The organism is Magnetospirillum gryphiswaldense MSR-1 v2 (genome assembly GCF_000513295.1).
GTDB lineage: Bacteria > Pseudomonadota > Alphaproteobacteria > Rhodospirillales > Magnetospirillaceae > Magnetospirillum > Magnetospirillum gryphiswaldense.
The window spans coordinates 751,787-774,944 of the sequence record NC_023065.1 but is presented as its reverse complement, the minus strand read 5'-3'; the positions used below and the strand labels follow the sequence as shown (position 1 = coordinate 774,944).

Sequence of the window (23,158 nt, the reverse complement as noted above, 5' to 3'; positions counted from 1 at the left end):
GGATTCCCGCAATTGCGCATGATCATACCGGAAATGTAAAACCGCCTCCCTGCGCACAGTTGTTATCGTGCGCCTGGGGAGCCGGGACATGCTGCACCGCATTAAATTCTCTCATCGCCTTTTGATCCTTCTGGCTTCAGCCATCATTCTATTGGCGATTGTCGGCCTGACCGCCATGCTGGGCGGACGCCAACTGGCCCAGGGGGCCGAAGCGGTGCATGCGCAGCGGGTGGTGGCCATGGGCCAGTTGGCCCGCATCCTCGACCACGTGCACCATGTGCGCGGCCATGTCGTCCAAATCGTGCAAAGTGAAAGCCGGCTGACCCTGGACCGGCTGTCCACCGATATCAGCGCCAGCAGCAAGACCATGGACGAGTTGTGGGCGCAATACCGCCAATTGCCCCACGATGCGGAAGAAACCCGCCTGGGCGAGCAGTTCCAGACCGAATTGAAGCAATGGCGTCAGGCCTATGGCCAGACCCTGGCCATGCTGGCCCAGGGCGACGCCTTCGGCGCGCGGGAAAACCTGGGTGAAGCCGATGCCCAAACCTATGAAGCGGCGGCGGAATCCTTACGCAAGCTGACCGACATGCAGATCGGCTTGGCCCGCGTCCAATTCGACGGCGCCATGCACGCCTGGAACCGGGCCAGCCTGACCGCCGGTCTGGTCATCGCCGCCGGTCTGGCGGCGCTGGCCCTGGTCACCTTGATCATCGGTCGTTCCATCACCACCCCCATCGCCGCCGCCATCGCCACCATGCGCACTCTGGCCCGCGGCGACACCTCGGTCGCCGTCACCGGCACCGATCGCGTCGACGAGATCGGCGACATCGCCCGCGCCGTCGCCACTTTCAAGGACAATGCCATCGAGCGCGAGAGCTTGCGCACCCAACAGGCGGAACAGGCCAGCGCCGCCAGCGCCGAACGTCGCCAAGCCCGCATCCGCATGGCCGAGGAATTCGACGATGGCGTCCGCGACGTGCTGAACGCGGTGGCCGACGGTGCCACCAGCCTGGAGCAGGCGGCGCGCTCGCTGTCGCAGGTATCCAGTCAAGCACAGCAAGATGCGCAAGGGGTCGACAGGGCGGCCCGCGATGCCTCGGGCAATACCGCCCGTGTCGCCGCCGCCACCGAGGAATTGTCGGCCTCCATCGCCGCCATCGCCGAGCAGGTGGCGGAAAGCAACCGCATTGCCGCCCTTGCCGCCGCCGAAGCCGCCAGCAGCAACGCCATCATCGCCGATCTGTCGGGGGCTACCGCCCGCATCGGCCAGATCGTCACCTTGATCGAAACCATCGCCCGGCAAACCAATCTGCTGGCGCTGAACGCCACCATCGAAGCGGCCCGCGCCGGCGAGGCCGGCAAAGGCTTTGCCGTGGTGGCACATGAAGTGAAGAACCTGGCCACCCAAACCGCCCAGGCCACCGCCGAGATTTCCAGCCATATCGAAGCGGTGCAGGCGGAAACCGACCGCGCGGTGCAGTCCATCGGCCATGTGTCCGGCATCGTTGCCCGCCTCAACACCATTTCCGAAACCGTCGCCCAATCGGTACGCCAGCAAGAGGCGGCCACCGACGAAATCGCCCGCAACGTCGATCAGGCGGCCCAGGGCACCATGGCGGTGTCCCAGGGCGTCGGCCATCTGGCCCAGGCCGCCGATCAGGCTGGCACCGCCTCGGCCCAGGTGCTGGACACCGCCGCCGGCTTGGCCCATGGCGCCAACCGTCTGCAACAGGCGGTGGATCACTTCGTCGCCCAGATGCGCAACCCCGACTTGTTGGATAGGGCGCGCGCGGCATAAAGGCTCGCCCACGGTCGTCCCGCGTGTTAAACCTTGACCATCGGGGAAATCAAAGGCTGTAGGGCGCGATCATGGCCGAATCCGCTGCGATGACGGGGATGCCGAGAAACCAGGACGAATGGGAGCGCGCCGCCAGGGCGTTGCTGGACGACGGCCAGAACTTCCTGGCCCACGACGTCTGCCGCGACGGCCTGCGCTATTTCCCCAACAGCTTCAAACTGGCCATCTTCGGTGCCATCGCCCTGTCACAGACCGGCGCGGTGGACGAAGCGCGCAGGCTGCTGGCGCCGGTGCTCGACGCCATCCTGATCGATGAAGGCCCGTTCCGCCGCCTGCAATCATCGTTGAAGCGGGCGGTGCTGGCCTTGGACCAAAGCCATTCCGACGACGCCCTGGAAGCCATGGCCGAACTGGCCGAGGCCATGGAAATGGTGCGCGGCAAGAAGCTGGAAGCCGATGCCGACGCCGAGACCTATAACGCCCTGGCCCGCGTCTTCCGCGAGGCGTGGTTGGCCTCGGGGGCGCGCTCGGACCTGGAACATTGCCGGCAATTGTTTTTGCGCGCCTTCGCCGTCGGCGGCAATGCCCGCGACGGCATCGATGCCGCCATCATGTCGGTGATGCTGGGCGACATGCCCCAGGCCCAGACCTTGGCCGCCCGCGTCAACGACCTGCTGGCCCATGGCGAGATCGACCCCACCCTGACCGCCGATATCCGCTATCGCATGATGGCGACCTTGGGGCAGGCGCAATTGCTGCTGGGCGAAACCGAGGCGGCCATCGGCACCTTCCAATGGGCCCATGCCCTGGAAGGCGTGCATTATGGCCGCGTCGTCTCGGCCTTGAAGCAGATTGAATTGCTGCAGCAAGGCGGTGTTCCCGTCCCCGCCGAACTGGCCGACGTGGTCAAGCCGCCCACCGTGGTGGTGTTCACCGGCCATGCGCTGGATCGTCCGGGCGAGGGGCCGCACTTCCCCCCCGCCCTGGAAGCGGTGGTCCGCGCCGAAATCGCCAAGCAACTCGACGAACTGAACGCCCAGATCGGCTATTCCACCGCCGCCTGCGGCGCCGATCTTTTGTTCATCGAGGCCATGCTGGAAAGGGGCGCCGAGGTCAACGTGGTCATGCCCTTCGCCATCGACGATTTCATCGCCGAGGACGTGCGCTATGGCGGCCCGCGCTGGGAGATGCGCTTCAAGAACGCGCTGAAACTGGCGGCCTCGGTGACCTATGCCACCGAGGAACGCTTCCTCGGCCACGAAATGCTGTACCGTTTCGCCAATCAGTGCCTGCACGGTCTGGCGACGTTGCGCTCGGGCTTTCTGCGCACCAGCCCCTATCTGCTGGCGGTGTGGGACATGATGCCCGGATCGCTGGTCGGCGGCGCCGGCGACTTCATCGACCAGTGGGAAGACATCTCGCGCCTGCGCATCATCGATCTGGACAACCTGCTGACCCAGAACCCGGAACTGTGTCCCGATGGTCCGGCCATGCCCAACCTGGATTTCGGCGGTGCCGCCGACGACGACGAGGAAGGCCAGGGCCGCGTCATCCGCTCCATGCTGTTTTGCGACATCGCCGGCTATTCCAAGCTCAAGGAAGAGCATATCCCCGACTTCCTGGACTTCCTGTCACGCCTGAAAGACGGCTTGGCAGCGTCCGGGATCGAGCCGAAATCCATCAACACCTGGGGCGACGCCATCTTCGTGGTCATGGACAAGGCCACCCCCATGGCCGAATACGCGCTGACCATGCAAGAAGTGGTGGCGCGGCTGGGCGTCGAGATGAAGGACCGGCTGACCAACCCGCTGACCTTGCGCATTTCCTTGCACGCCGGTCCGGTGTTCGAGGCCATCGACCCCATCCGCAACAACAAGAACTTCTACGGCAGCCACATCAACCGCGCCGCCCGCCTGGAGCCGGTGACGGTGATCGGCCACGTCTACGCCACCCAGCAATTCGTCGCCGTGCTCACCGCCGAACAATCGGCCATGCGCACCGAAGCGGTCAATAACGGCGCGCCGTTCGAGGACAAGTACATTTCCGAATATGTGGGCGTGCTGTCGCTGGCCAAGGATTTCGGCAAGCAGACCGTTTACCACCTGCGCCGCCGCAGTCTTGGCGAAAACGCTATGCCGGCGGCCATGGAAACCGTGGTACCGGCGATGCTGGAAGCCGCCGACAACAGCGGCATCACCGAAACCCCGGCCACGTCCGTGGGATCGGTGCTGGAAACCGTCGCCCGCATGATGGAGCGCTCGGAAACCGAGCCGCCCAAGCGCAAGGGCGGTCGCAAGAGCAAGACCCCCACCGCCCACGACGTCATCAGTCTGGCCGACGGCGAAACCCTGCATTGGCCGGGGACGTAGAACAGGCTGCGGAATAACTCTGCTTGCCACTTTCTGAGCCATCGCTCCCGCGAAGGCGGGAGGGTGCACCACCACCTTTTTCGCCACTCATGGATTCCCGCCTGCGCGGGAACGACGAAAGAAAACAGGTGTTTTTCCGCCCCTGTCAGACCATCGACATCATTCGTCGGACTTGGTCGGCAAGGTGAAATAGAACGTCGCCCCCTCGCCGGCCCTTGATTCAAACCACATGCGACCGCCATGGTTTTCCACGATCTTCTTGCATACGGCTAGGCCAATGCCGGTGCCGCCGCCATAGGCCTCGCGCGGGTGCAGCCGCTGGAACATGCGAAACACCTTGTCCTGCTGATCCATGGCGATGCCGATGCCGTTATCGGCCACCGCCACCAGAACAAATTCGCCGGTATTCTGACAGGTAATGGTGATGCGCGGGTTTTGATCGGGATCACAATATTTCAGGGCATTGCCGATGACGTTCTGGAACAGGCGCGTGCATTCGCTTTCATGGACGAAAACCGAGCACTCACCGCCAGTTACCGTAATCTCACCTTGCCGTTGATCCTGCATGGGCATCAGGCCGGCCATGAAAGGAGCCAGCAATTCGTTGATACTGATCAGGCGACTTGGGCTCGACATCCGACCGATGCGGGAATATTCCAACAGATGCAAAATAAGGGAATCCATGCGTTTGGCGCCATCGGTGGCGAAGCGCATGAATTCCTGGGTTTCGGCATCCAGCCTTTCCCCCAAACGCCGTTCGATCAAGGTCAGATAGGAATTGACCATGCGCAAAGGCTCGCGCAGATCGTGGCTGGCGACATAGGCGAATTGCTCCAGTTCGGCATTGATGTCCATCAGACGCTGCTCGGCCGCCTTGCGCTCGCTGATATCGGTGAATACCGCCACGTAGTTGAGGATGCTCCCCATCTGGTTTTTCACGGCGCTGATGGTGAGCCATTCCGGATAGACTTGGCCGTTGCGGCGACGGTTCCACACCTCGCCGCGCCAGATGCCACGGGTTCTGAGTTCATCCCACATGGCATGATAAAAGCTGTGATCGTGGCGGCCCGAGGCCAGGGTCCGCGGTGTCTTGCCCAAAATATCCTGGGGCTGATAACCGGTCATCTCGACAAAGGCCCGATTGACGGAAATGATCCGCTCCTCCGAATCGGCGATCAGAATGGCCTCGCCGCTGCATTCAAACACACTGGCGGCCAGACGCAGCTTTTCTTCCCCGCGTTTGCGGTCGGTGATGTTGATGTGACTGACCACCGCCCCGCCGGTGTCGGTCGGACCGGCATTCATCATGAACCAGCGGTATTCGTTGGGGGAGTGGCAAGGATATTCCAGCATGAAGCTGGGCGCACGCCCTTCCAGGACCGCCCGCACCCCGGCTTCGGCCGTTTCCGCCAAGGCCCGATCCGGCCCATCGGTGGCACGACAGACGCCGAAGTAATTGCATCCGACCCCGACCCGTTCGGGGTTGATGCCGTTGGCGGCGGCAAAACCACGCCAGGCGGCATTCACCAACGAGATCTGCCCGTCCTTCTCCAAAACCGCCATCTCGTAAGGCAGGGAATCTAGGTACATCTGCAAGCGCCGTTCCGCCCCCTTGATGGGGGTGACATCGACAAACGTTAAAATCATACCGGCAGCCGCGCCCTGATCGCTTCGATAGGGATGCATGCGGATCAACATGGTCGACGAGCCGTCGGCGATTGTCGCCTCACGTTCCAGAAACTGGGAATTGGCCAGAACCAAGCGGATGTCGTCGGACAAATCCGGATAATCCAGATTGTTGGACAGATTGAAGATGGGCCGACCGATATCGCGATCCATCAGATTGATGATCTTGCCGGCCATGGGCGTGAATCGACGGACGAGGCCCGCATTGTCAAGGAAGACGATGCCGATATCGGTCGCTTCCATCAGCGTGTCCAAGTCGCTGTTCAAGCGCGTGAGTTCATCCACCTTTTCATTCAGTTCGGCGTTTACGGTGTAAAGTTCCTCATTCACCGACTGAAGTTCTTCATTGGCGCTTTGCAATTCTTCATTGGCTGCCAACATTTCCTCGTTGGTGGCCTGCAATTCCTCGTTAGTGGTTTCCAGTTCCTCGATGACGGTCTGCTGGCTTTCGCGGCTGCTTTGCAGTTCGTTCTCCAGCGTCCGGATGCGTTCGCTGGCGACCTGATCCACATCGATGGTAATGGCATCGCCATCGCGGGGCGTGCAGGCCATGAACATCACCAGGACATGGCGCCGCAGGCCACCGGGACTTGGCACCGGTTGCAAGATCAGCTTGATCGTCTCGCTCTCACCCGCCTGGTTCTCGATGACGGTGTTTTGGAGATGGATTTCCTGCCATTCCCGGAAGACCCGGTGCAAGGTGGCGGCCAACAAGGCGGATAATCCGGACGGCAAATGCTTCAGCAGATCCAGCGAGATGGCCCCGGTCGGCAAGCGCAAAAACCGCTCGACCCCACCAAAATTATGAACCATTTCAAAGGCTTCATTCACCAGCAGGGTCGGCGGGCAGGTGGACCGCAACAAGGCCTGGGTGGCTTCCTCGACGGCAATTCCAGGCGACGCGCGTCCCCGCGCCACCAAAGTGGGGAGCATCCGGCCAACGTTATCCGTCGCCGTGCCGACACCGGAAAGCGGCAAGGGCGGCTGACAGGTCAGACGGAATATCCGATTTTTACCACTGACAGCGTCAAAATTATCCGCCATGCCACCCAGGGTCTCGCTTGACCCCAGCATCAGATGGCCACCAACCTTGAGCGAAAATTGCAGCCGAGACAGAACGGCTTGCTGCAATTCAGGCTCGAAATAAATCAACAGATTGCGGCACGACACCAAGTCAATCTTGGTGAAGGGCGGATCCTTGATGACATTATGTGCGGCGAACAAAACCATACGCCGGATTTGCGGAACAACCTTATAATTATCACCAATCTTAATAAAATATTTATCAAGAAGCTCAGGAGACACATCAGCAACTGTGCTCTCAGCGTAGATACCTACGCTGGCAAAATCCATGGCGTTTCGATCGATATCCGTGGCAAATACTTTTACATCAATTTCTTTTTTACTTACAGACACCGCCTCAGCCAACAAAATAGCCAAGGAATAGGCTTCTTCGCCGGTTGCACAACCGCAGACCCACAAGCGGATTGATGCCCCCGATGGCGTCCGCTTCACCAACGGCTCAAGCACGCTTGCCCGCAAATCCTCGAACATTATGGGATCGCGGAAAAAAGCCGTGACGCTGATCAGCAATTCCTTGCGCAGATTGGCCGCTTCCTGCGGGCTGGCGGCCAGTTGCACGGCGTAATCCGTATAGTGCTCCACTTGATTGAGATGCATGCGCCGCTCGATCCGCCGAACCAAGGTGCCGCGCCGATAATGGGAAAAATCGGTTCCGGTCTGCGACAGCAAGACCCGGATGATCCGGTCCACCTCATCCGCGCCGCCTTGCATCTGCTTTTGCGACTGTTCCGCCGGATGCACCGTCGCCGCCTGACTGACGAAGGACTGCAATCGCAGAGCGATTTCGTCAGGGGGCAATATTTCGTCGACAATACCGGTATCGATGGCCGAGCGCGGCATACCGTCAAAGCGCGCTGTCTCGGGGTTTTGCACCACCACCATGCCGCCTTGTTCGTGGATGGCCCGAACCCCCCGGGTACCGTCGCTCCCGGTCCCCGACAAGATCACCGCTGCCGCCATCCCCCCCTGATCCAAGGCGAGGGAATGCAAAAAGATATCGATGGGCAAGACGATGCCGTTGCGTTGATCCTTGGCCGCCAGGCGCAAATGTCTGTCACGGATGACCAGGGTCTTGCCGGGTGGCAGCACATAAACCGTGTCGGCATTCACCCGCATGTTCTCTTCAACCTGCAACACCGGCAGGGATGTCCGCTTCGACAGCAGATCGACCATCAGACTTTTGTGATCGGGAGAAAGATGCTGGACAACGACGAAAGCCATGCCGGTGGGGGCCGGGGGCATATGCTCGAAAAACCGCTCGAGCGCCTCAAGCCCTCCGGCTGAAGCGCCGATCCCGACGATAAAAGGGACCGGTGCGCCATCATACCGCCGGTCGGACGATTTGCGATTTGTCTCGCGTTTACTCATTTTCGTACCTCCACCCCTGGCCAGGGTAGTACCAAAGTACGACAGAGAAAACACAAAGAATTGCACACCTAGACCGCACCGACCTTAATGGTCACAGTAAAAAATCATTTAAGATACCTAATTGCGCTTGGGTATTCAGGGCCGGCGCATGGCCGCAACCGGGCACGGTGATCAATTTGGGTTTGGGACCGCGCCCGGTCATTTCCTCTGCTGTTTCCGCCAGGATCAGGTCCGAGGATTCGCCGCGCAGGACCAAGGTCGGACAGGTGATGGCGTCCCACAATTCCCAGGCATCGGAGCCGTCGAACTGCTCGCAGAACACCCGCATCACCGCCGGGTCGAAATGCGACGACAGCTTGCCGTTGTCACGGCGGCGCACCGATGTTTCCGCCATCGACCGCCACTCGGCATCACTTAATTGGCCGAAGGGCGCATAGACAACGCGCAGGAATTTCTCGAATTCGACCATGGTGGTGAATTCCGGCACCATGCTGACATAGGCCTTGATGCGATTGATCGCCTCGGCGTTCAACACCGGGCCGATATCGTTGACCACCAGCTTGGTGATGCGGTCGCGCCCCATGTCGCTGCCGGCCAGGGCCATGCCGATCAGCCCGCCCATGGAGGTGCCGACCCAAGCGCAGTTCTGCACGCCTAATTGGTCCAACAGACCCAGGGCGATGGCGCAATAGACCGGCACGGTATAATCGGTGTCGGGATTGCCCGACCAACTGGACAAACCACGCCCGATGGTATCGGGGCAGATGACCCGATAACGATCGGCGAAATGGGCGGCGGCGATGTCGAAATCGCGCCCGGTGCGGGCCAGTCCGTGCCACATGACCAAAGCCGGGGCATCCTTGTCGCCCCATTCGCTGACATGGATTTCATGGCCGGCGACGGACAGGTAATGCGAAGTTCTGGCGGACATGGGACGGCCCCTTGGTGTTTTCGGTCTGGCGCGAGTATATCTGTTTGCCGATCCTTGTCTTTCAGGAAGACGACAATGCTGGACCTTGCCGATTTCACCTTGCTGCGCAATCACGGCCACGTGGATGGCAAATGGATCCATGCGGATTCGGGGGCGGTCTTCGCCGTCACCAACCCCGCCAACGGCCAAATCATCGCCCAGGTGGCGTCCATGGGTCAGGCGGAAACCCGCCGCGCCATCGACGCCGCCGCCCGTGCCCTGCCCGGCTGGCGGGCGAAGACGGCCAAGGAACGTGCCGCCATTTTGCGTAAGTGGTTCGAGCTGATCCTGGCCAATGCCGATGATCTGGCCACGCTGATGACCGCCGAGCAGGGCAAGCCCTTGGCCGAATCCAAGGGCGAGGTGGTTTACGGCGCCTCGTTCGTCGAATGGTTCGCCGAGGAAGCCAAGCGCGTCTATGGCGACGTCATCCCGGAAAACGCCCTGGGCCGCCGCATCGTAGTGACCAAGGAGCCCATCGGCGTCGTCGCCGCCATCACCCCTTGGAACTTCCCCAACGCCATGATCACCCGCAAATGCGCGCCCGCTTTGGCCGCCGGCTGCACCGTGGTGGTCAAGCCGGCGGAAGACACGCCGCTATCCGCCCTGGCCCTGGCCGAACTGGCCAAGCGCGCCGGCATTCCGGCGGGTGTGTTCAACGTGTTGCCCTGCACCGATCCGGTGCCGGTGGGCGACGAGCTGACCCGCAACCCGCTGGTACGCAAGCTCAGCTTCACCGGCTCGACCGAGGTGGGCAAGCACCTGATGCGCCAATGCGCCGACACCATGAAGAAGGTCAGCTTCGAACTGGGCGGCAACGCTCCCTTCATCGTCTTCGACGATGCCGATTTGGATGCGGCGGTGGCCGGGGCCATGGCGTCGAAATACCGCAACACCGGCCAGACCTGCGTCTGCGCCAACCGCATCCTGGTGCAATCATCGGTCTATGATGCCTTCGCCGCCAAGCTGGCCCAGGCGGTGGCCAAGCTGGTGGTCGGCCCCGGCCTGCTGGGCGAAACCCATCAAGGCCCGCTGATCAACGAGCAAGCGGTAGAAAAGGTCGAACGCCACATCGCCGACGCTGTCGCCAAGGGGGCCAAAGTGCTCACCGGCGGCAAGCGCCATGATCTGGGCGGCACCTTCTTCCAGCCCACCATCCTGACCGGCATCACGCCCGACATGTTGGTGGCGCGCGAGGAAACCTTCGGCCCGGTGGCCCCCCTGTTCCGCTTCGACAGCGAGGAACAGGCGGTGCGGATGGCCAACGATACCGAGTTCGGTCTGGCCGCCTATTTCTATTCCCGCGATATCGGCCGCTGCTGGCGGGTGTCGGCAGCGTTGGAATACGGCATCGTCGGCATCAACGAAGGCATCATCTCGACCGAGGTCGCCCCCTTTGGCGGCGTCAAGGAATCGGGTATCGGGCGCGAGGGCAGCAAGTACGGCATGGACGATTTCCTCGAGATCAAATACCTCTGCATGGGTGGGTTGTCTTAGGTCATAATCACAACCATTGCTGGATATTTTTTAGGAATTGATCTAACCTTCCCAAGGGGAATGGGAGGAGCCGATGGATTCCTGGATCAGCGAAATGACCGAGGAATTGCTGTGGGTCGAGGACATTTCCTCGGCCCAGGATTCCTTGCGGCGGCTGGCCAAGCTGGCCAATGTGGATTTTTTCGCCTATGGCAACAGCCGCCCGGGCCTGGAAAATCCCTATTGGGACGCCACCTATCCGACCGAATGGATGGAGCATTATTTCGCCAACCGCTACCAGTTCATCGACCCGGTGGTGCTGGAGGCCCAGCGCAGCCACCTGCCCTTTGCCTGGCGCTTCCTGCTCAACCGTCCCGGCGCCATGAGCCCGGAACAGAAATTGCTGTTCGCCGAGGCGGCCAAATACGGTATCCGCGACGGCTTCACCATCCCGTTCCACAGCGATAACGGCTGTATCGCCGCCATGTCCTTCGCCTTCCGCTCGCGCGCCGAGATGGAGCATTTCGCCAATATGCAGCCGCGCCTGAAGCTGCTGGCGCTTTACTACCACACCGCCATCGAACGGCTTTTGGAAGTGGAAATCCCCGACGACGAATTGTCGGCGATGGAACGGCAATGCCTGACCTTTCTGGCCGATGGGCGGTCGTTGTGGGAGATATCCGGCCTGCTGCACCGCCCGGAATCCGACGTCACCTCCAGTTTACGCAGCGCCCGGGATAAACTGGGCGCCGCCACCACCGCCCAAGCGGTGCACAAGGCCATCGCCGAAGGGCTGATCGCGCCTTAAAATCAGAACAATTATGATCTTCAAATAAAGCCGTGCCGAATATTGCGTCGGCGCGGCCAACGGCGTACACCGCCTGGACGGATGTTTACAAGGAAGTGAAAATGACCGTCCCGGCTGCCAGTGGTTTCATGTTCGCCCCCGAGATCGAGCGCATGGACCGTGCCGCCCTGGCCCGGCTGCAACTGGACCGCCTGCGCCATGCTCTGGCCCACGCCTATGCCAACGTGGCCCATTATCGCCGGGCCTTCGATGCCAAGGGCGTGCACCCCGACGATCTGAAGCACCTTGAGGATCTGGCCCGCTTCCCCTTCACCATCAAGACCGATCTGCGCGACAATTACCCCTTCGGCCTGTTCGCGGTGCCGCGAGAACAGGTGATCCGTCTGCATGCCAGTTCAGGCACCACCGGCAAGCCCACCGTGGTCGGCTATACCGAGGCCGACCTTAATATGTGGGCCGATCTGATGGCCCGCTCGCTCGCCTGTGCCGGGGTGCGCCCGGGTGATTGCATGCACAATGCCTATGGTTACGGCCTGTTCACCGGCGGCCTGGGCTTTCATGCCGGGGCCGAGCGGCTGAAATGCACGGTCACCCCGGTTTCCGGCGGTCAGACCGAGCGCCAGATCGCGCTGATGATGGATTTCGGCGCCACCGTGCTGGCGGCGACGCCGTCCTATGCCCTTAATCTGGTGGAAGTGGCCGAGCAGATGGGCGTCGATCTGGCCAATGGTCCATTGCGTGTCGGCACCTTCGGCGCCGAACCGTGGTCGGAGACCATGCGGGCGGAACTGGACCGCCGCCTGGGCATCCGCGCCTGCGACACCTATGGCCTGTCGGAAATCATGGGGCCGGGCGTGGCGATGGAATGCACCTATCGCCTGGGCCTGCACGGCTGGGAAGACCAGTTCGTCTTCGAGGTGGTCAACCCCGACACCATGGAGCCGGTCCCCATGGGCGAGCCGGGCGAACTGGTCATCACCACATTGACCAAACAGGCCCTGCCCATGGTGCGCTACCGTACCCGCGACATCACCCGGCTGGTGGACGAGCCCTGCGCCTGTGGCCGCACCCATGTGCGCATCATGCGGGTGACCGGGCGCAACGACGACATGCTGATCATCAGGGGCGTCAACCTTTACCCCAGCCAGATCGAAGCGGTGCTGGTCGGCTTCCCCGGCATCGCCCCGCATTATCAATTGGTGATCACCCGCCAAGGCAGCATGGACCATCTGACCGTCGAGGCCGAAGCCGATGCAGACCGCGACGAGGATGCGCGCAAGCTGCTGGCCCATCAGGTCCGTCATCACCTGAAATCCATGGTCGGCGTCACCTGTGAAGTTTTGGTGCGGGCGCCGGGGGAATTGCCGCGTAGCCAGGGCAAGGCAGTCCGGGTCAGGGACATGCGCAAGGCATGATGCATTGGCGCCCCATGCGGGCCGACGACCTGCCCCAGGTGATGGCGATCGCCGCGCATTTGCACCCTGGCTACCCGGAACGGCAGGAAATCTTCGCCGACAAGCTGGCCTTCTATCCTGCTGGCTGTCAGATGCTGGCCGAGGACGACGCCGTTTTCGGCTACGGCTTCGCCCATGTCTGGAGCCTGGGCCTGCCGCCCTTGCTTGATACCCCTTTGGGTGCCCTGCCCGCTGGCAAGGATTGCCTGCACCTGCACGATGTCGCCCTTATGCCGCAGGCGCAAGGGGCCGGGCGGGTGGATGTGTATCTGGACCATCTGCAAGCGCTGGCCCTGGCCGACAGCATCGACGTGCTGAGCCTGATCGCCATCGCCGGCAAGGATGGCTATTGGCGCGGCAAGGGATTCCAGGATTTCCGCCCCTGCGACGACCAGTTGCAGCGCCGTCTCGACAGCTATGGCCGCGGCAATCTGTATCTGTGCCGCCGCCTGACCAAGCTCAAGGAAAGCGATACACAAGCCGTTTGAAGATAGTTCAGAATTGACCGGAATAATGCTAGGGTCTTGCCCTTCCCGCCACCGGCGATGAAAACATAACAGGTCAGGGTGTAAGGAATGTCCATGTCCGCTGCCGTTCAGGCCAAGGCCGCCACGCGTCTGCTGCTTTCCGGTAACGAAGCCATTGCCCGCGGCGTGTGGGAGGCCGGCTGCAAGGTCGCCGCCGCCTATCCCGGCACACCATCGACGGAAATCCTGGAAAACATCGCCCAGTACCCTGATCTGTACGCCGAATGGTCGGTGAACGAGAAGGTGTCCATGGAAGTGGCCATCGGCGCGTCCATGTCCGGCGCCCGCTCGTTCTGCGCCATGAAGCATGTGGGCATGAACGTCGCCTCGGATGCCTTCATGACCCTGACCCTGGCCGGCGTGGTCGGCGGCATGGTGGTGGCGGTGGCCGATGACGTCGGCCTGTCGTCGTCGCAAAACGAGCAGGATTCGCGCTTTTGGGGCCGCTTCGCCCATGTGCCGATCCTGGAGCCGGCGGACAGCCAGGAAGCCTACGAGATGGTCAAAGTCGCCTTTGACCTGTCGGAGGAATTCAACACCCCGGTTATCCTGCGCCTGACCACCCGCATCTGCCACGTCAAGGCCATGGTCACCGTGGGCGAACGCGACGACCGCGCCATCACCGGTTTCAAGCTGGATGCCAAGCGCTGGGTGCTGACCCCGGCCAACGCCAAATTCGCCCTGCCCAAACAGATCGCCCGCGAGGAATCCTTGCGCGCCTGCGCCGAAAAGTCGCCCTTGAACGTGATCGATCCCGGTTCCGACCGTCGGGTCGGTTTCGTCACCTCGGGCCCCGCCTTCATGCATGTGCGCGACAGCTTCCCCGACGCCCCCGTGCTCAAGCTGGGCTTCACCTATCCGCTGCCTATCGAGGCGATCAAGGCCTTCCGCGCCCAGGTGGACGTCCTGGTGGTGGTGGAAGAAACCGAGCCTTTGATCGAAAACGAATTGAAGGCCGCCGGTCTTTACGACATCCACGGCAAGGACACCTTGCCGCGTCTGGGTGAGTTGACCCCCAACGTCCTGCTGCCGGCCATCGCCAAGCTGCTGGGCCAGGAACCGCCGCCGCCTTCCGCCTATGCCAAGATCGATCCGTTCCCCAGGCCGCCGACCATGTGCCCGGCCTGCCCGCATATGGGGGTCTATTACACGCTTTCGCGCTTAAGGAAGCGGGTGCAGATTTCCGGCGATATCGGCTGTTACACCCTGGGCGCCGGCCATCCGTGGAACGCGCTCGACACCACCATTTCCATGGGTGCCTCCATGGGCATCGCGCTGGGCATGGACAAGGCGCGAAGCGAGGAAACCAAGGACAAGGCGGTGGTTTCGGTCATCGGCGATTCCACCTTCCTGCACATGGGCATGCAGGGCCTGCTGGACATCGTCTATAACCGCGGCAACGTCACCACGCTTTTGCTCGACAACCGCTCCACCGGCATGACCGGCGGCCAGAACCATGCCGGCACCGGCAAGGATCTGCACGGCGAGGACGCGCCGCGCGTGGATTTCGCCAAATTGTGCGAAGCCCTGGGGGTCAAGCCCGAGCGCATCAAGAAGGTCGATCCCTATAAGCTGCCGGTGTTGTTCAAGGCCATCAAGGACGAGATCGAGGTCAAGGAACCGTCGGTGATCATCACCGACCGGCCGTGCGTGCTGTCGGAATTCTATGACGGCTTCAAGCCCTATGCGGTGGTCGACAACGATTGCAACGGCTGCAGCAACTGCCTGAATGTCGGCTGCCCGGCCATCACCGTCAGCCGCACCGGTGTACGCCAACGCCCCGGCATGCCCGACGTCGAGCTGAAATTCACCACCATCGACACCGCCATGTGCACCGGCTGCCATATGTGCGTCGATTCCTGCGGTCCCAAGGCCATCGTCCCCCTGCACTCGCTGAAGGAGGCGGCGCAATGAGCGACAACATCATCACCAACATCCTGGTCTGCGGCATCGGCGGCCAAGGCGTGATGACGGCGGCGGAAATCCTGGCGCAAACCGCCATCGCCAAGGGCTTCGACGTCAAGAAGTCGGAAGTGGCCGGCATGGCCCAGCGTGGCGGCGTCGTCACCAGCCATGTGCGCTTCGGCAAAAAGGTGTGGTCGCCGGTGATCACCCCGGGTACCGCCGACATCCTGGTCGGCTTCGAGGTGGCGGAAGGCTCGCGCTGGGCCGACATGCTGCGCCCCGGTGGCGTCGCCATGGTCAACACCATCCGCCTGACCCCGCCGGTGGTGTCGGTGGGTCTGTTCAAGTACCCCGACGATCCGGTGGCGCAGATGCGCGCCGCCGGGGTGACCGTGTATGATTTCGACGGCGGCGCCATCGCCCGCGCGTTGGGCGATCTGCGTCTGGTCAACACCATCATGCTCGGCGCCATCGCCGATTACCTGCCCTTCCCGGCGGACGATCTTGAGGAACAGATCGTCGGACGCTTCCGCGCCAGGAAGCCGGCCATGGTCGAAGTCAACCAAAAGGCGTTCTCGCTGGGCCGCGAAGCGGCACGGGCCAGCCAGCAGGCCTTGGCAGCCAACGGTTGAGGATGAATGAAGGGCAGAGGCGTCTATCGCCCCCGCCCTCGTTCTGCTAGTATTGGTGGCGCAAGCTGCCGATAAGGGGGGAACATGGCCGGGGCCGTGGATTTCGCGTCGCTGAAGATTTTGGTGATCGACGATCAGGAATTCGTCCGCACCATCGTCAAGAAGATGCTGCAACAATTGGGCACCGGCACGGTGCTTGAGGCCCAGGACGGCAATTCCGGCATGGAAAGCGTGATCCGCGACAAGCCGGATTTGGTCATCTGCGACATCCAGATGCGCCCCATGGACGGCTTCGGCTTTGTTCGCCAGTTGCGCGGCGCCGAGGGCGTGGCCGACACCCCGGTGATCATGCTGACCGCACACACCGATTCGTCGACCATCAGCCGGGCGAAAGAACTGGATATCGGCGCCTTCCTGGCCAAGCCGGTGCTGCCGCCGGCGCTCAAGGAAAAGATCACCCAGGTGATGGGCGGCTGACCGCCCTATTCGGTCAAAATCCCCTTCAGCGTCTTGACCGCCAAGGACAGGGTCTTCGAGTTCCCGTCCTCCTTGAGTTGCGGGAACTTTTCCCACAACGGCCACGTGGCCCACCACAAGCCGGCATCATCGTCGAGCTTATCCACCGGCTCCCATCCACGGTTGTTGCGCATCTCCATCTCGTAGACGCCGGCATTGAGGCGCAAGGCGCAACAGCGGATGAAACGCGACGGGCTGTCCTTGAACTTGCGCGGATTGTCGGCCGAGGCGTTGATGGACAGCAAAATCATTTCACCGAACAGGGCGACCTGATCCTTGACCTCGCTCAGTACCGCCTTGCTCCAGCTATCGCGGTATTTGACCTCGATCAGATATTTCTGATCCTGCTCGCGGTTCATGACCATGAAATCGGGCAGCTTGCGAACGGCGTCGGGCATCGCCAGCTTGGCGTATTCAAGCGGGCTCAGACACGCCACCTCACGAAAAACTTTTTCAACCCCGGCATCGATCACCCGGTAGCCCGCATCCTCGAAAATGGCGCGGGCGATGCCTTCGCTCATTTCTTTTTTTACGCGGCTTAGAAAGTCCATTCCACACCAGCTAAACCAAAAGGAGTAGCACCTTGCCATATCGCCACGGCGATGAAAAGGCGGTTAGGGGGAAAAGCGAATGGTGGCGATAACGTCAAAGCGCCGCGATCTCCGCTGCCGCTTCATCGAAGGCGGCTTCCATCTGGCCGGCCAGCGGACGGGCCTGATGCAAATAGCCTTCCGCGCATAAATGCTCGATCTCGGCGCAAAGACCGGCGAAACGGAAGCAACCGGCTGAATTGCCAGCCCCCTTGGCCGCATGAGTGGCCTCGCGCGCGGCTTCGGCGTCGCCGGCATCCAATTGCCGCACCGCTTCTTCCACCAAAGGCCGGGTGGTGTCGACGAACAGCGTCAGCAATTCACGCGCGTCATCGGTGATCGAACCGAAAATCTCGCGCATGGGGGTAAGGTCGAGCACCGGGGCCGTCAACTCGGACTTACCGACCAGCACCGGAATCGCCGCCAGTTTCTCCGACACCGAACGACGGCGGCGCAAGGCCACCGCCGCCGGCAGCAATTTGCGGATGGTCGCATCCATCTGCGCCCGGTCGATGGGTTTGGCCAGGAACGCGTCCATACCGCATTCCAGGCACTTGCTGGCGGTGCCCGACAGGGCGTCGGCGGTCAGCGCCACGATGGGCAGGCGGGTCAGGGTTTCGCGCTCCCACTCGCGCACCCGCGCGGTCAGTTCATAGCCATCCATTTCCGGCATGTGGCAATCGGTCAGCAGCAGGCCGTAATCGCGGATCTGCATGTATTCCCACGCTTCCAGGCCGTTGCGGACGATCTCGATGGCATAGCCCATGCGCTCCATCAGACGGCGGATGACCACCTGATTGGTCGGATTGTCCTCGGCCACCAGGATCAGGCAGCCGGCGGCGGCGGCTTCGTCGCGGGTGGGGGGAACGAAGGATTCCGACAGATCGGTGACTTCTTCCGCCTCGTCGGCCAGATAGGCGCGGTTGGCGGCGGCCCCCACCACCCGCCACAGGGCGGTACGGCGGATGGGCTTGGACAAAGTGGCGAACAGCCCGGCTGCACGCGCTGCCCCCGCCGCCGCCGGATAGCTGGCGTGAGACGCCATCAGGACCACCTGGGTCATGGATTCGTCACCGGCCGCGCCACGCAACGACACAGCCATGGGCACCCGGGTCTGATATTCCGTCCCGGCATCCATCAGCACCACGTCGTAATTCCAACCGGCCAGGGCAGCGGCGCGCACGGCAGCCAAGGCACCGTCGGTCGAGGCCACCACCGCCACCTGCGCCCCCAGATGGCCCAGATAATTGCGCAGGATTTCCGCCGCCATCGGCCCTTCCGCCAGCAGCAGCACGGCGATGCCGGCCAGATCGGGCCCGCCGGCGGCATCCTCGCCCACCTGTTCCAACGGCAGGGAGAACCAGAAGCTAGCCCCCTGGCCCACCTGACTGTCCACCCCGATCTCACCGTCCATCATCGCCACCAGACGGCGGCAGATGGACAGGCCCAGGCCGGTGCCGCCATAGCGGCGCGAAATGGAGGCATCGGCCTGACTGAACGGCTCGAACAACTTGGCCTGCTGCTCGCCGTTCAGGCCGATGCCGGTATCGCTGATGGTAAAGCGTACATGGCCGTCCGCCGCCGCTTCGGCGCTGATGCGCACATAGCCCTTGTCGGTGAACTTGACGGCGTTGCCGGCCAGATTGGTGACGATCTGACGCAGGCGGGTGGCGTCGCCCATGAACAGATCCGGCAAAGCCGGGTCGATAAAGGTCATCAGGCCGATGCCTTTTTCCGACGCGCGCGGGGCCAGCAATTCGGCCACGCTTTCGATGACGTCGGACAGCGACATCTCGATGATTTCAAGCTCGAGCTTGCCCGATTCGATCTTCGAGAAGTCCAGGATATCGTTGATGATGGTCAGAAGCGCGGTGGCCGAATCGCGGATGACGCGGGCCATTTCCTTCTGTTCCTGGGCCAGCGGCATGTCTTCCAGCAATTGCGCCATGGTCAGCACGCCGTTCATGGGCGTCCTGATTTCATGGCTCATGGTGGCCAGAAACAAGGACTTGGCCTGGCTGGCATCTTCCGCAATCCGCTTGGCCTCGGCCAGGGCGTCTTCCTGTTCCTTGCGCTTGGTGATGTCGGCGGTGGACACGCACACTGCCGGCTCGCCATCCATGTCGATGGCCGCCGCCGACATCATCGCCCAGAATTCCGAGCCGTCGGCGCGGCGCATGCGGCTTTCGTAATCGGCCAGATAGCCCTGACCACGGACCAGTTCGACCACCCGGTCGCGGTCGGCGGGATCGGCGTAGAACGAGGCGGCATCGACGCCGTTGCTGTCATCGGGGCGCGAGCCGAACAGTTCCGACCAGCGCGGATTGACGTACAAGATGGCGTTGTCGGACACCCGGCTAATGGCCAGGGCCAAGGGCGAGGTATCCAAAATGGTGCGCAGCCGGCCCTCGCTTTCCTTCAGCGCGTCGGTGGAATCCTGCAACTGGGCCAAGGCGCGCTGAAACACCACCAACTCGCCGGCCATGTCGGCGATTTCGTCATTGCCCGACGCCTCCACCTTGGTGTGGTAATCGCCCTCGACGATGCGATGCATGGCCGAGGCCAAGCCAGCCAGACGGTTGACGATATTGCGGCCCAGATACATCCACACGAACAACAGCGGCCCCAGCACGGTGACCACGGCGATGCCCATCATCACCTGCCGCCCGGTGGTCAGGGCGGCGCCCGCCCGTCTTTCGTTGGCGATGGCGGCGGCCTCGGTTTCCGAGACGATGCGGCCCACCACCGACGAGGTGCGCGCCACCAGATCACGGCCCTCTTCATTGGCGGCGATCAGGCGGACATCGGTCATCAGGCCGCGGGTGCGCAGCTCGAACACGTTTTCCGGACCGCTACCCAGGGTAATGGCCGCCCGCGCCGCGTCGCGCAAGGCGCTATCGGTGATGCGCGGATCGTCGATCATTTCCGCCAGCCGTCGCGACACGGTTTCGTAGCGGCGCCGCATTTCCCCCAAACCGTCCATGTCGCGGCTGACATGGGCCTGACGCAACAGGTCGGAGGCCTGAGCCACCACCGCCAGATCGGCATCGGTACCCTTGCGCGCCAGCAAGGTTCGCACGGCATTATCCAGATTGGCCAAGTCCAGTCCCTGCTGGCGGCTACGTTCCGATTGTTGCAGGCGACGGTCGACCAGGGCGTTGCGTCCGACCACATTGTCGCCGATGGATACCATCAGAGTGCGCAATTCCTGCAATTGCGGCAGGTTGATGCTGGTGCCTTCCAGGTCTTCGATCAAATTGCGCAGGCGTTGCGCCTGCTGTTGCAAGGCGACGAAATTATTTTGCCGCTGAAACTGGCTTTGCGACGAATCCAAGGCCGGGGCGGCGGCAGCAAGACGGGCGGTGGCTTCCGACAGTTTCAACGCCGCCGCCACGCTGGGCAGATTGGCGCGGGTGACGGTGGCCAGCAGGCGACCGACCTCGGAATAGCTGCTCCAGGCCAGCCAACCGGCCATCAGGGTCATGCCGGACACCAGGCCGACGGCGACCAGAAGCTTGGCGCGGATACCGAAGCGGTACCGGCGTTTGCCTTCATCCGCCGACGCGCTTACCGCAACCTCGGGTTTCGGGTCCGCCGAAAAATCCACGCGCTCATCTCCCTTCGCACAAGCGGCCCATCATGCCCCATGCACAGGCGAGGGACAATCCCACCGAGCTTATGACATATCCAAATCAAGGCCAGTGCTGGTAAGATGCCGCCCCGTTGAGATGGTAACCGGAGTCCCGATGGCCTCGCCCGCCCCCCAGCCCGCTTTCCCGCCCGAGATTTCCCAGGCCCTGGCCCGCGCCCAAACCCTGGCCGCCGGCCAGAAACTGGATGAGGCGGAAAAGCTGCTGGCGCAGTACCCGCATGTGCCCGATTGCGTCTTCCGCCGCGCCGCCATCCTGATGACCCTGGAACGCTGGGCCGAGGCGGAAGCCGGGTTCCGCGCCCTGCTCAAGCTGGCGCCCAGCCATTTCGACAGCGCCATGGGTCTGGCCGGCGCCCTGATCGAGCAGAACCGGGCCAAGGAAGCCATCCCGCTGCTGGAAGCCGCCTACAAGGCACAGCCGGGCGGGCGCACCCGCTATTTCCTCGGCATCGGCCTGGATCAGGCCGGGCAAAAGGACCGCGCCGCCAAGCTGCTGGCCGAGGCCCGCGCCCATGTCATCGCCCAATCGGAAGCCCGCAACCTGCTGCCGTCCGAGCTTTACATGCAGATTTCCCGGCGCTGCAATCTGCGCTGCGCCATGTGCGGCCATGAAGTGTGGAAAAGCAATTCCGGCTTCATGGAAATGGAGGTGTTCGACCGCATCCTGGAGCAGTCGAAGGCCAACGGCATCACCACCCTGCACATCCTGTCGGGCCAGGGCGAGCCCATGCTGCACCCCCAGGTCTTCGAGATGCTGGAAAAAGCGGTGGCCATGGGCTTCAACGTCGGCATCGTCACCAATGGCACCCCCTTGACGCCGGAACGCTGCGAAAAACTGGGCAAGCTAGGCCTCGCCTATATCCAGTTTTCCTTCGCCGGCTGGGACAAGGACAGCTACGAGGCCACCTATGTGGGGGCCAAGTTCGACCGCACCTTGGCCAATTTGCACAAGATGGCCGAGACCACCAAGGGCACCAAGACCAACTTCATGGTCAAAGCCGTGTGTACCGGCGACAATTGGGCCGAGGTGCGCGACCGCACCCGCGCCTTCCTGGAAGGCCATGGCGTGGACAAGGTGTTCACCGTCATCGCCAACAATTTCGGCGGCAACGTGGTACACGGCAAGTTCCACGAGCATCTGGGCGTGTGGTCGCTGAAGAACATCGAACACCAGCGGCTGATGCCCTGCCGCGTGCTGCTGCGCGCCGTCGGCGTGTTCTGCGACGGCACGGTGACCGCCTGCGCCTGCTATGATTCCAATGCTGAGTTGAAGATCGGCAACATCATGGAGCAAACCTTGGCGGAAATCCGCCAGGGTCCAGAATTCCGCAAGATCGTCGATGCCTTCCGCTGTGGCGACGTCAGCGGCATCCCCATGTGTTCCAAGTGCGACGACCCTTACGGCTGATTTTCACCACTCCCGCAGACGGCACGGACGCAATCGCGCAGCCAGCGGTGCCCGGCATCGGCATCCAGCCGTGGATGCCACAGCATGCTGACGGTCAGGGGCGCCAGCGATACCGGTAACGGGAAAGTGTGCAATCCGGCCCTCGGCACGGTGGTGTGGCGCTCGGGAACAGCGGTGATCAGGTCCGAGGCTCGGACCAGGGCCAAAGCCGCCGAAAAACCGCCGACCATGGCGACGATGCGGCGGTGCAGCCCCAGGGCAGCCAGCGCGTCATCGACCAAGCCGCGTTCCTGCCCGCGCCGCGAGACCAGGACATGGCCACCCTCAGCATAGCGTTCGGCGGTGATCTCGCCCGTTGCCAGCGGGTGGCCGTGGCGGACGACGCCGACGAAGCGGTCGTGGAACAGGGCCACGGTCCGCATTTCCGGCCCATCGGTCGCGCTCACCACCCCGGTTTCCAGATCGACATCGTTATGGCGCAACAAGGCTTGGCCGCGTTCCGATTTGCCGACGAAGCGCAGCCGCACGCCGGGAGCCTGGGCGGTGAGACGGGCGATCAGCGCCGCACCGAAAGTGTCGACGAACCCTTCACCGGTCCGCAGGGTGAACACCCGCTCGAGCCGGGCAAGATCCAGCTTTTCCACCGGGCGCAGCACGGCTTGCGCCTCCGCCACCAATAACTCCATGCGTTCGCGCAATTCCAGCGCCCGCGGGGTGGCAACCAGAGTGCGGCCAGACCGCACCAGCAGCGGATCACCCGTCGCTTCACGCAGCCGGGCCAGGGCCCGGCTCATGGCCGATGGGCTCAACCGCAAGCGGCGCGCCGCCCCGGCGACACTGCCTTCGCTCAACAGCGCCTCAAGGGGGTAGAGCAGGTTCAGATCAGGTCCGGGCATGACATCCCCCCGCCGAT

General features: G+C 62.7%; 15 protein-coding genes. 10 read left to right on the top strand and 5 right to left on the bottom strand.

The annotated features are described in order from the left end of the window. Window positions 1-88: 88 nt before the first annotated feature. Together MGMSRV2_RS03645 and MGMSRV2_RS03640 are read left to right on the top strand one after the other, a co-directional pair. Complete coding sequence (locus MGMSRV2_RS03645; RefSeq protein ID WP_024078986.1) at window positions 89-1,801, top strand: methyl-accepting chemotaxis protein; 1,713 nt, start codon at window positions 89-91, stop codon at window positions 1,799-1,801. Window positions 1,802-1,872: 71 nt separating this feature from the next. After that, on the top strand, window positions 1,873-4,170 hold the full coding sequence (locus MGMSRV2_RS03640; RefSeq protein ID WP_024078985.1) for an adenylate/guanylate cyclase domain-containing protein: 2,298 nt from the start codon (window positions 1,873-1,875) through the stop codon (window positions 4,168-4,170). A gap of 159 nt (window positions 4,171-4,329) precedes the next feature. Here MGMSRV2_RS03640 and MGMSRV2_RS03635 read toward each other — a convergent pair whose 3' ends face one another. Together MGMSRV2_RS03635 and MGMSRV2_RS03630 are read right to left on the bottom strand one after the other, a co-directional pair. Next, window positions 4,330-8,307 (bottom strand): chemotaxis protein CheB, encoded by a 3,978-nt coding sequence (locus tag MGMSRV2_RS03635; RefSeq protein WP_024078984.1) that lies wholly within the window; start codon window positions 8,305-8,307, stop codon window positions 4,330-4,332. Window positions 8,308-8,398: 91 nt separating this feature from the next. Further along, a complete protein-coding gene (locus tag MGMSRV2_RS03630; protein ID WP_024078983.1) occupies window positions 8,399-9,238 on the bottom strand; it encodes an alpha/beta fold hydrolase in 840 nt (279 codons plus the stop codon). Between the two features lie 75 nt (window positions 9,239-9,313). Between MGMSRV2_RS03630 and MGMSRV2_RS03625 the strand changes: the two genes are divergently transcribed. The 7 genes from MGMSRV2_RS03625 (at window position 9,314) to MGMSRV2_RS03595 (ending at window position 16,556) form a co-directional block, all read left to right on the top strand. Continuing rightward, window positions 9,314-10,774, top strand: coding sequence for an NAD-dependent succinate-semialdehyde dehydrogenase (locus MGMSRV2_RS03625; RefSeq protein ID WP_024078982.1), 1,461 nt, complete (start codon window positions 9,314-9,316; stop codon window positions 10,772-10,774). A 73-nt stretch (window positions 10,775-10,847) separates the two neighbouring features. Further along, on the top strand, window positions 10,848-11,561 hold the full coding sequence (locus tag MGMSRV2_RS03620) for a helix-turn-helix transcriptional regulator (RefSeq protein ID WP_024078981.1): 714 nt from the start codon (window positions 10,848-10,850) through the stop codon (window positions 11,559-11,561). Window positions 11,562-11,662: 101 nt separating this feature from the next. Continuing rightward, window positions 11,663-12,976, top strand: coding sequence for a phenylacetate--CoA ligase (locus MGMSRV2_RS03615; RefSeq protein WP_024078980.1), 1,314 nt, complete (start codon window positions 11,663-11,665; stop codon window positions 12,974-12,976). After that, complete coding sequence (locus MGMSRV2_RS03610; RefSeq protein WP_024078979.1) at window positions 12,973-13,503, top strand: hypothetical protein; 531 nt, start codon at window positions 12,973-12,975, stop codon at window positions 13,501-13,503. Before MGMSRV2_RS03615 ends, MGMSRV2_RS03610 begins: the two co-directional genes overlap by 4 nt. 93 nt (window positions 13,504-13,596) lie before the next feature. Further along, the gene (locus MGMSRV2_RS03605; RefSeq protein ID WP_024078978.1) at window positions 13,597-15,456 is read left to right on the top strand and encodes a thiamine pyrophosphate-dependent enzyme; all 1,860 of its coding nucleotides are present in this window, start codon (window positions 13,597-13,599) and stop codon (window positions 15,454-15,456) included. Beyond that, window positions 15,453-16,079, top strand: coding sequence for an indolepyruvate oxidoreductase subunit beta (locus MGMSRV2_RS03600; RefSeq protein ID WP_024078977.1), 627 nt, complete (start codon window positions 15,453-15,455; stop codon window positions 16,077-16,079). The genes MGMSRV2_RS03605 and MGMSRV2_RS03600 overlap by 4 nt, the downstream gene beginning before the upstream one ends. Window positions 16,080-16,163: 84 nt before the next feature. Then, on the top strand, window positions 16,164-16,556 hold the full coding sequence (locus MGMSRV2_RS03595) for a response regulator (protein WP_024078976.1): 393 nt from the start codon (window positions 16,164-16,166) through the stop codon (window positions 16,554-16,556). A 5-nt stretch (window positions 16,557-16,561) separates the two neighbouring features. Here the strand turns inward: MGMSRV2_RS03595 and MGMSRV2_RS03590 are convergent, their stop codons facing one another. Both MGMSRV2_RS03590 and MGMSRV2_RS03585 read right to left on the bottom strand, forming a co-directional pair. Beyond that, a complete protein-coding gene (locus MGMSRV2_RS03590; RefSeq protein WP_052588851.1) occupies window positions 16,562-17,116 on the bottom strand; it encodes a hypothetical protein in 555 nt (184 codons plus the stop codon). 124 nt (window positions 17,117-17,240) lie between these two features. Continuing rightward, the gene (locus MGMSRV2_RS03585; protein WP_024078974.1) at window positions 17,241-20,792 is read right to left on the bottom strand and encodes an ATP-binding protein; all 3,552 of its coding nucleotides are present in this window, start codon (window positions 20,790-20,792) and stop codon (window positions 17,241-17,243) included. A gap of 139 nt (window positions 20,793-20,931) precedes the next feature. Between MGMSRV2_RS03585 and MGMSRV2_RS03580 the strand changes: the two genes are divergently transcribed. After that, entirely contained in the window at window positions 20,932-22,245 is a 1,314-nt protein-coding gene (locus MGMSRV2_RS03580; RefSeq protein ID WP_024078973.1) for a radical SAM protein, read from the top strand. On the opposite strand, the gene MGMSRV2_RS03575 is transcribed toward MGMSRV2_RS03580, so the two are convergent. Further along, the gene (locus MGMSRV2_RS03575) at window positions 22,236-23,141 is read right to left on the bottom strand and encodes a LysR family transcriptional regulator (protein WP_024078972.1); all 906 of its coding nucleotides are present in this window, start codon (window positions 23,139-23,141) and stop codon (window positions 22,236-22,238) included. The two genes, MGMSRV2_RS03580 and MGMSRV2_RS03575, sit on opposite strands and share 10 nt — an antisense overlap. Between the last annotated feature and the right edge of the window lie 17 nt (window positions 23,142-23,158).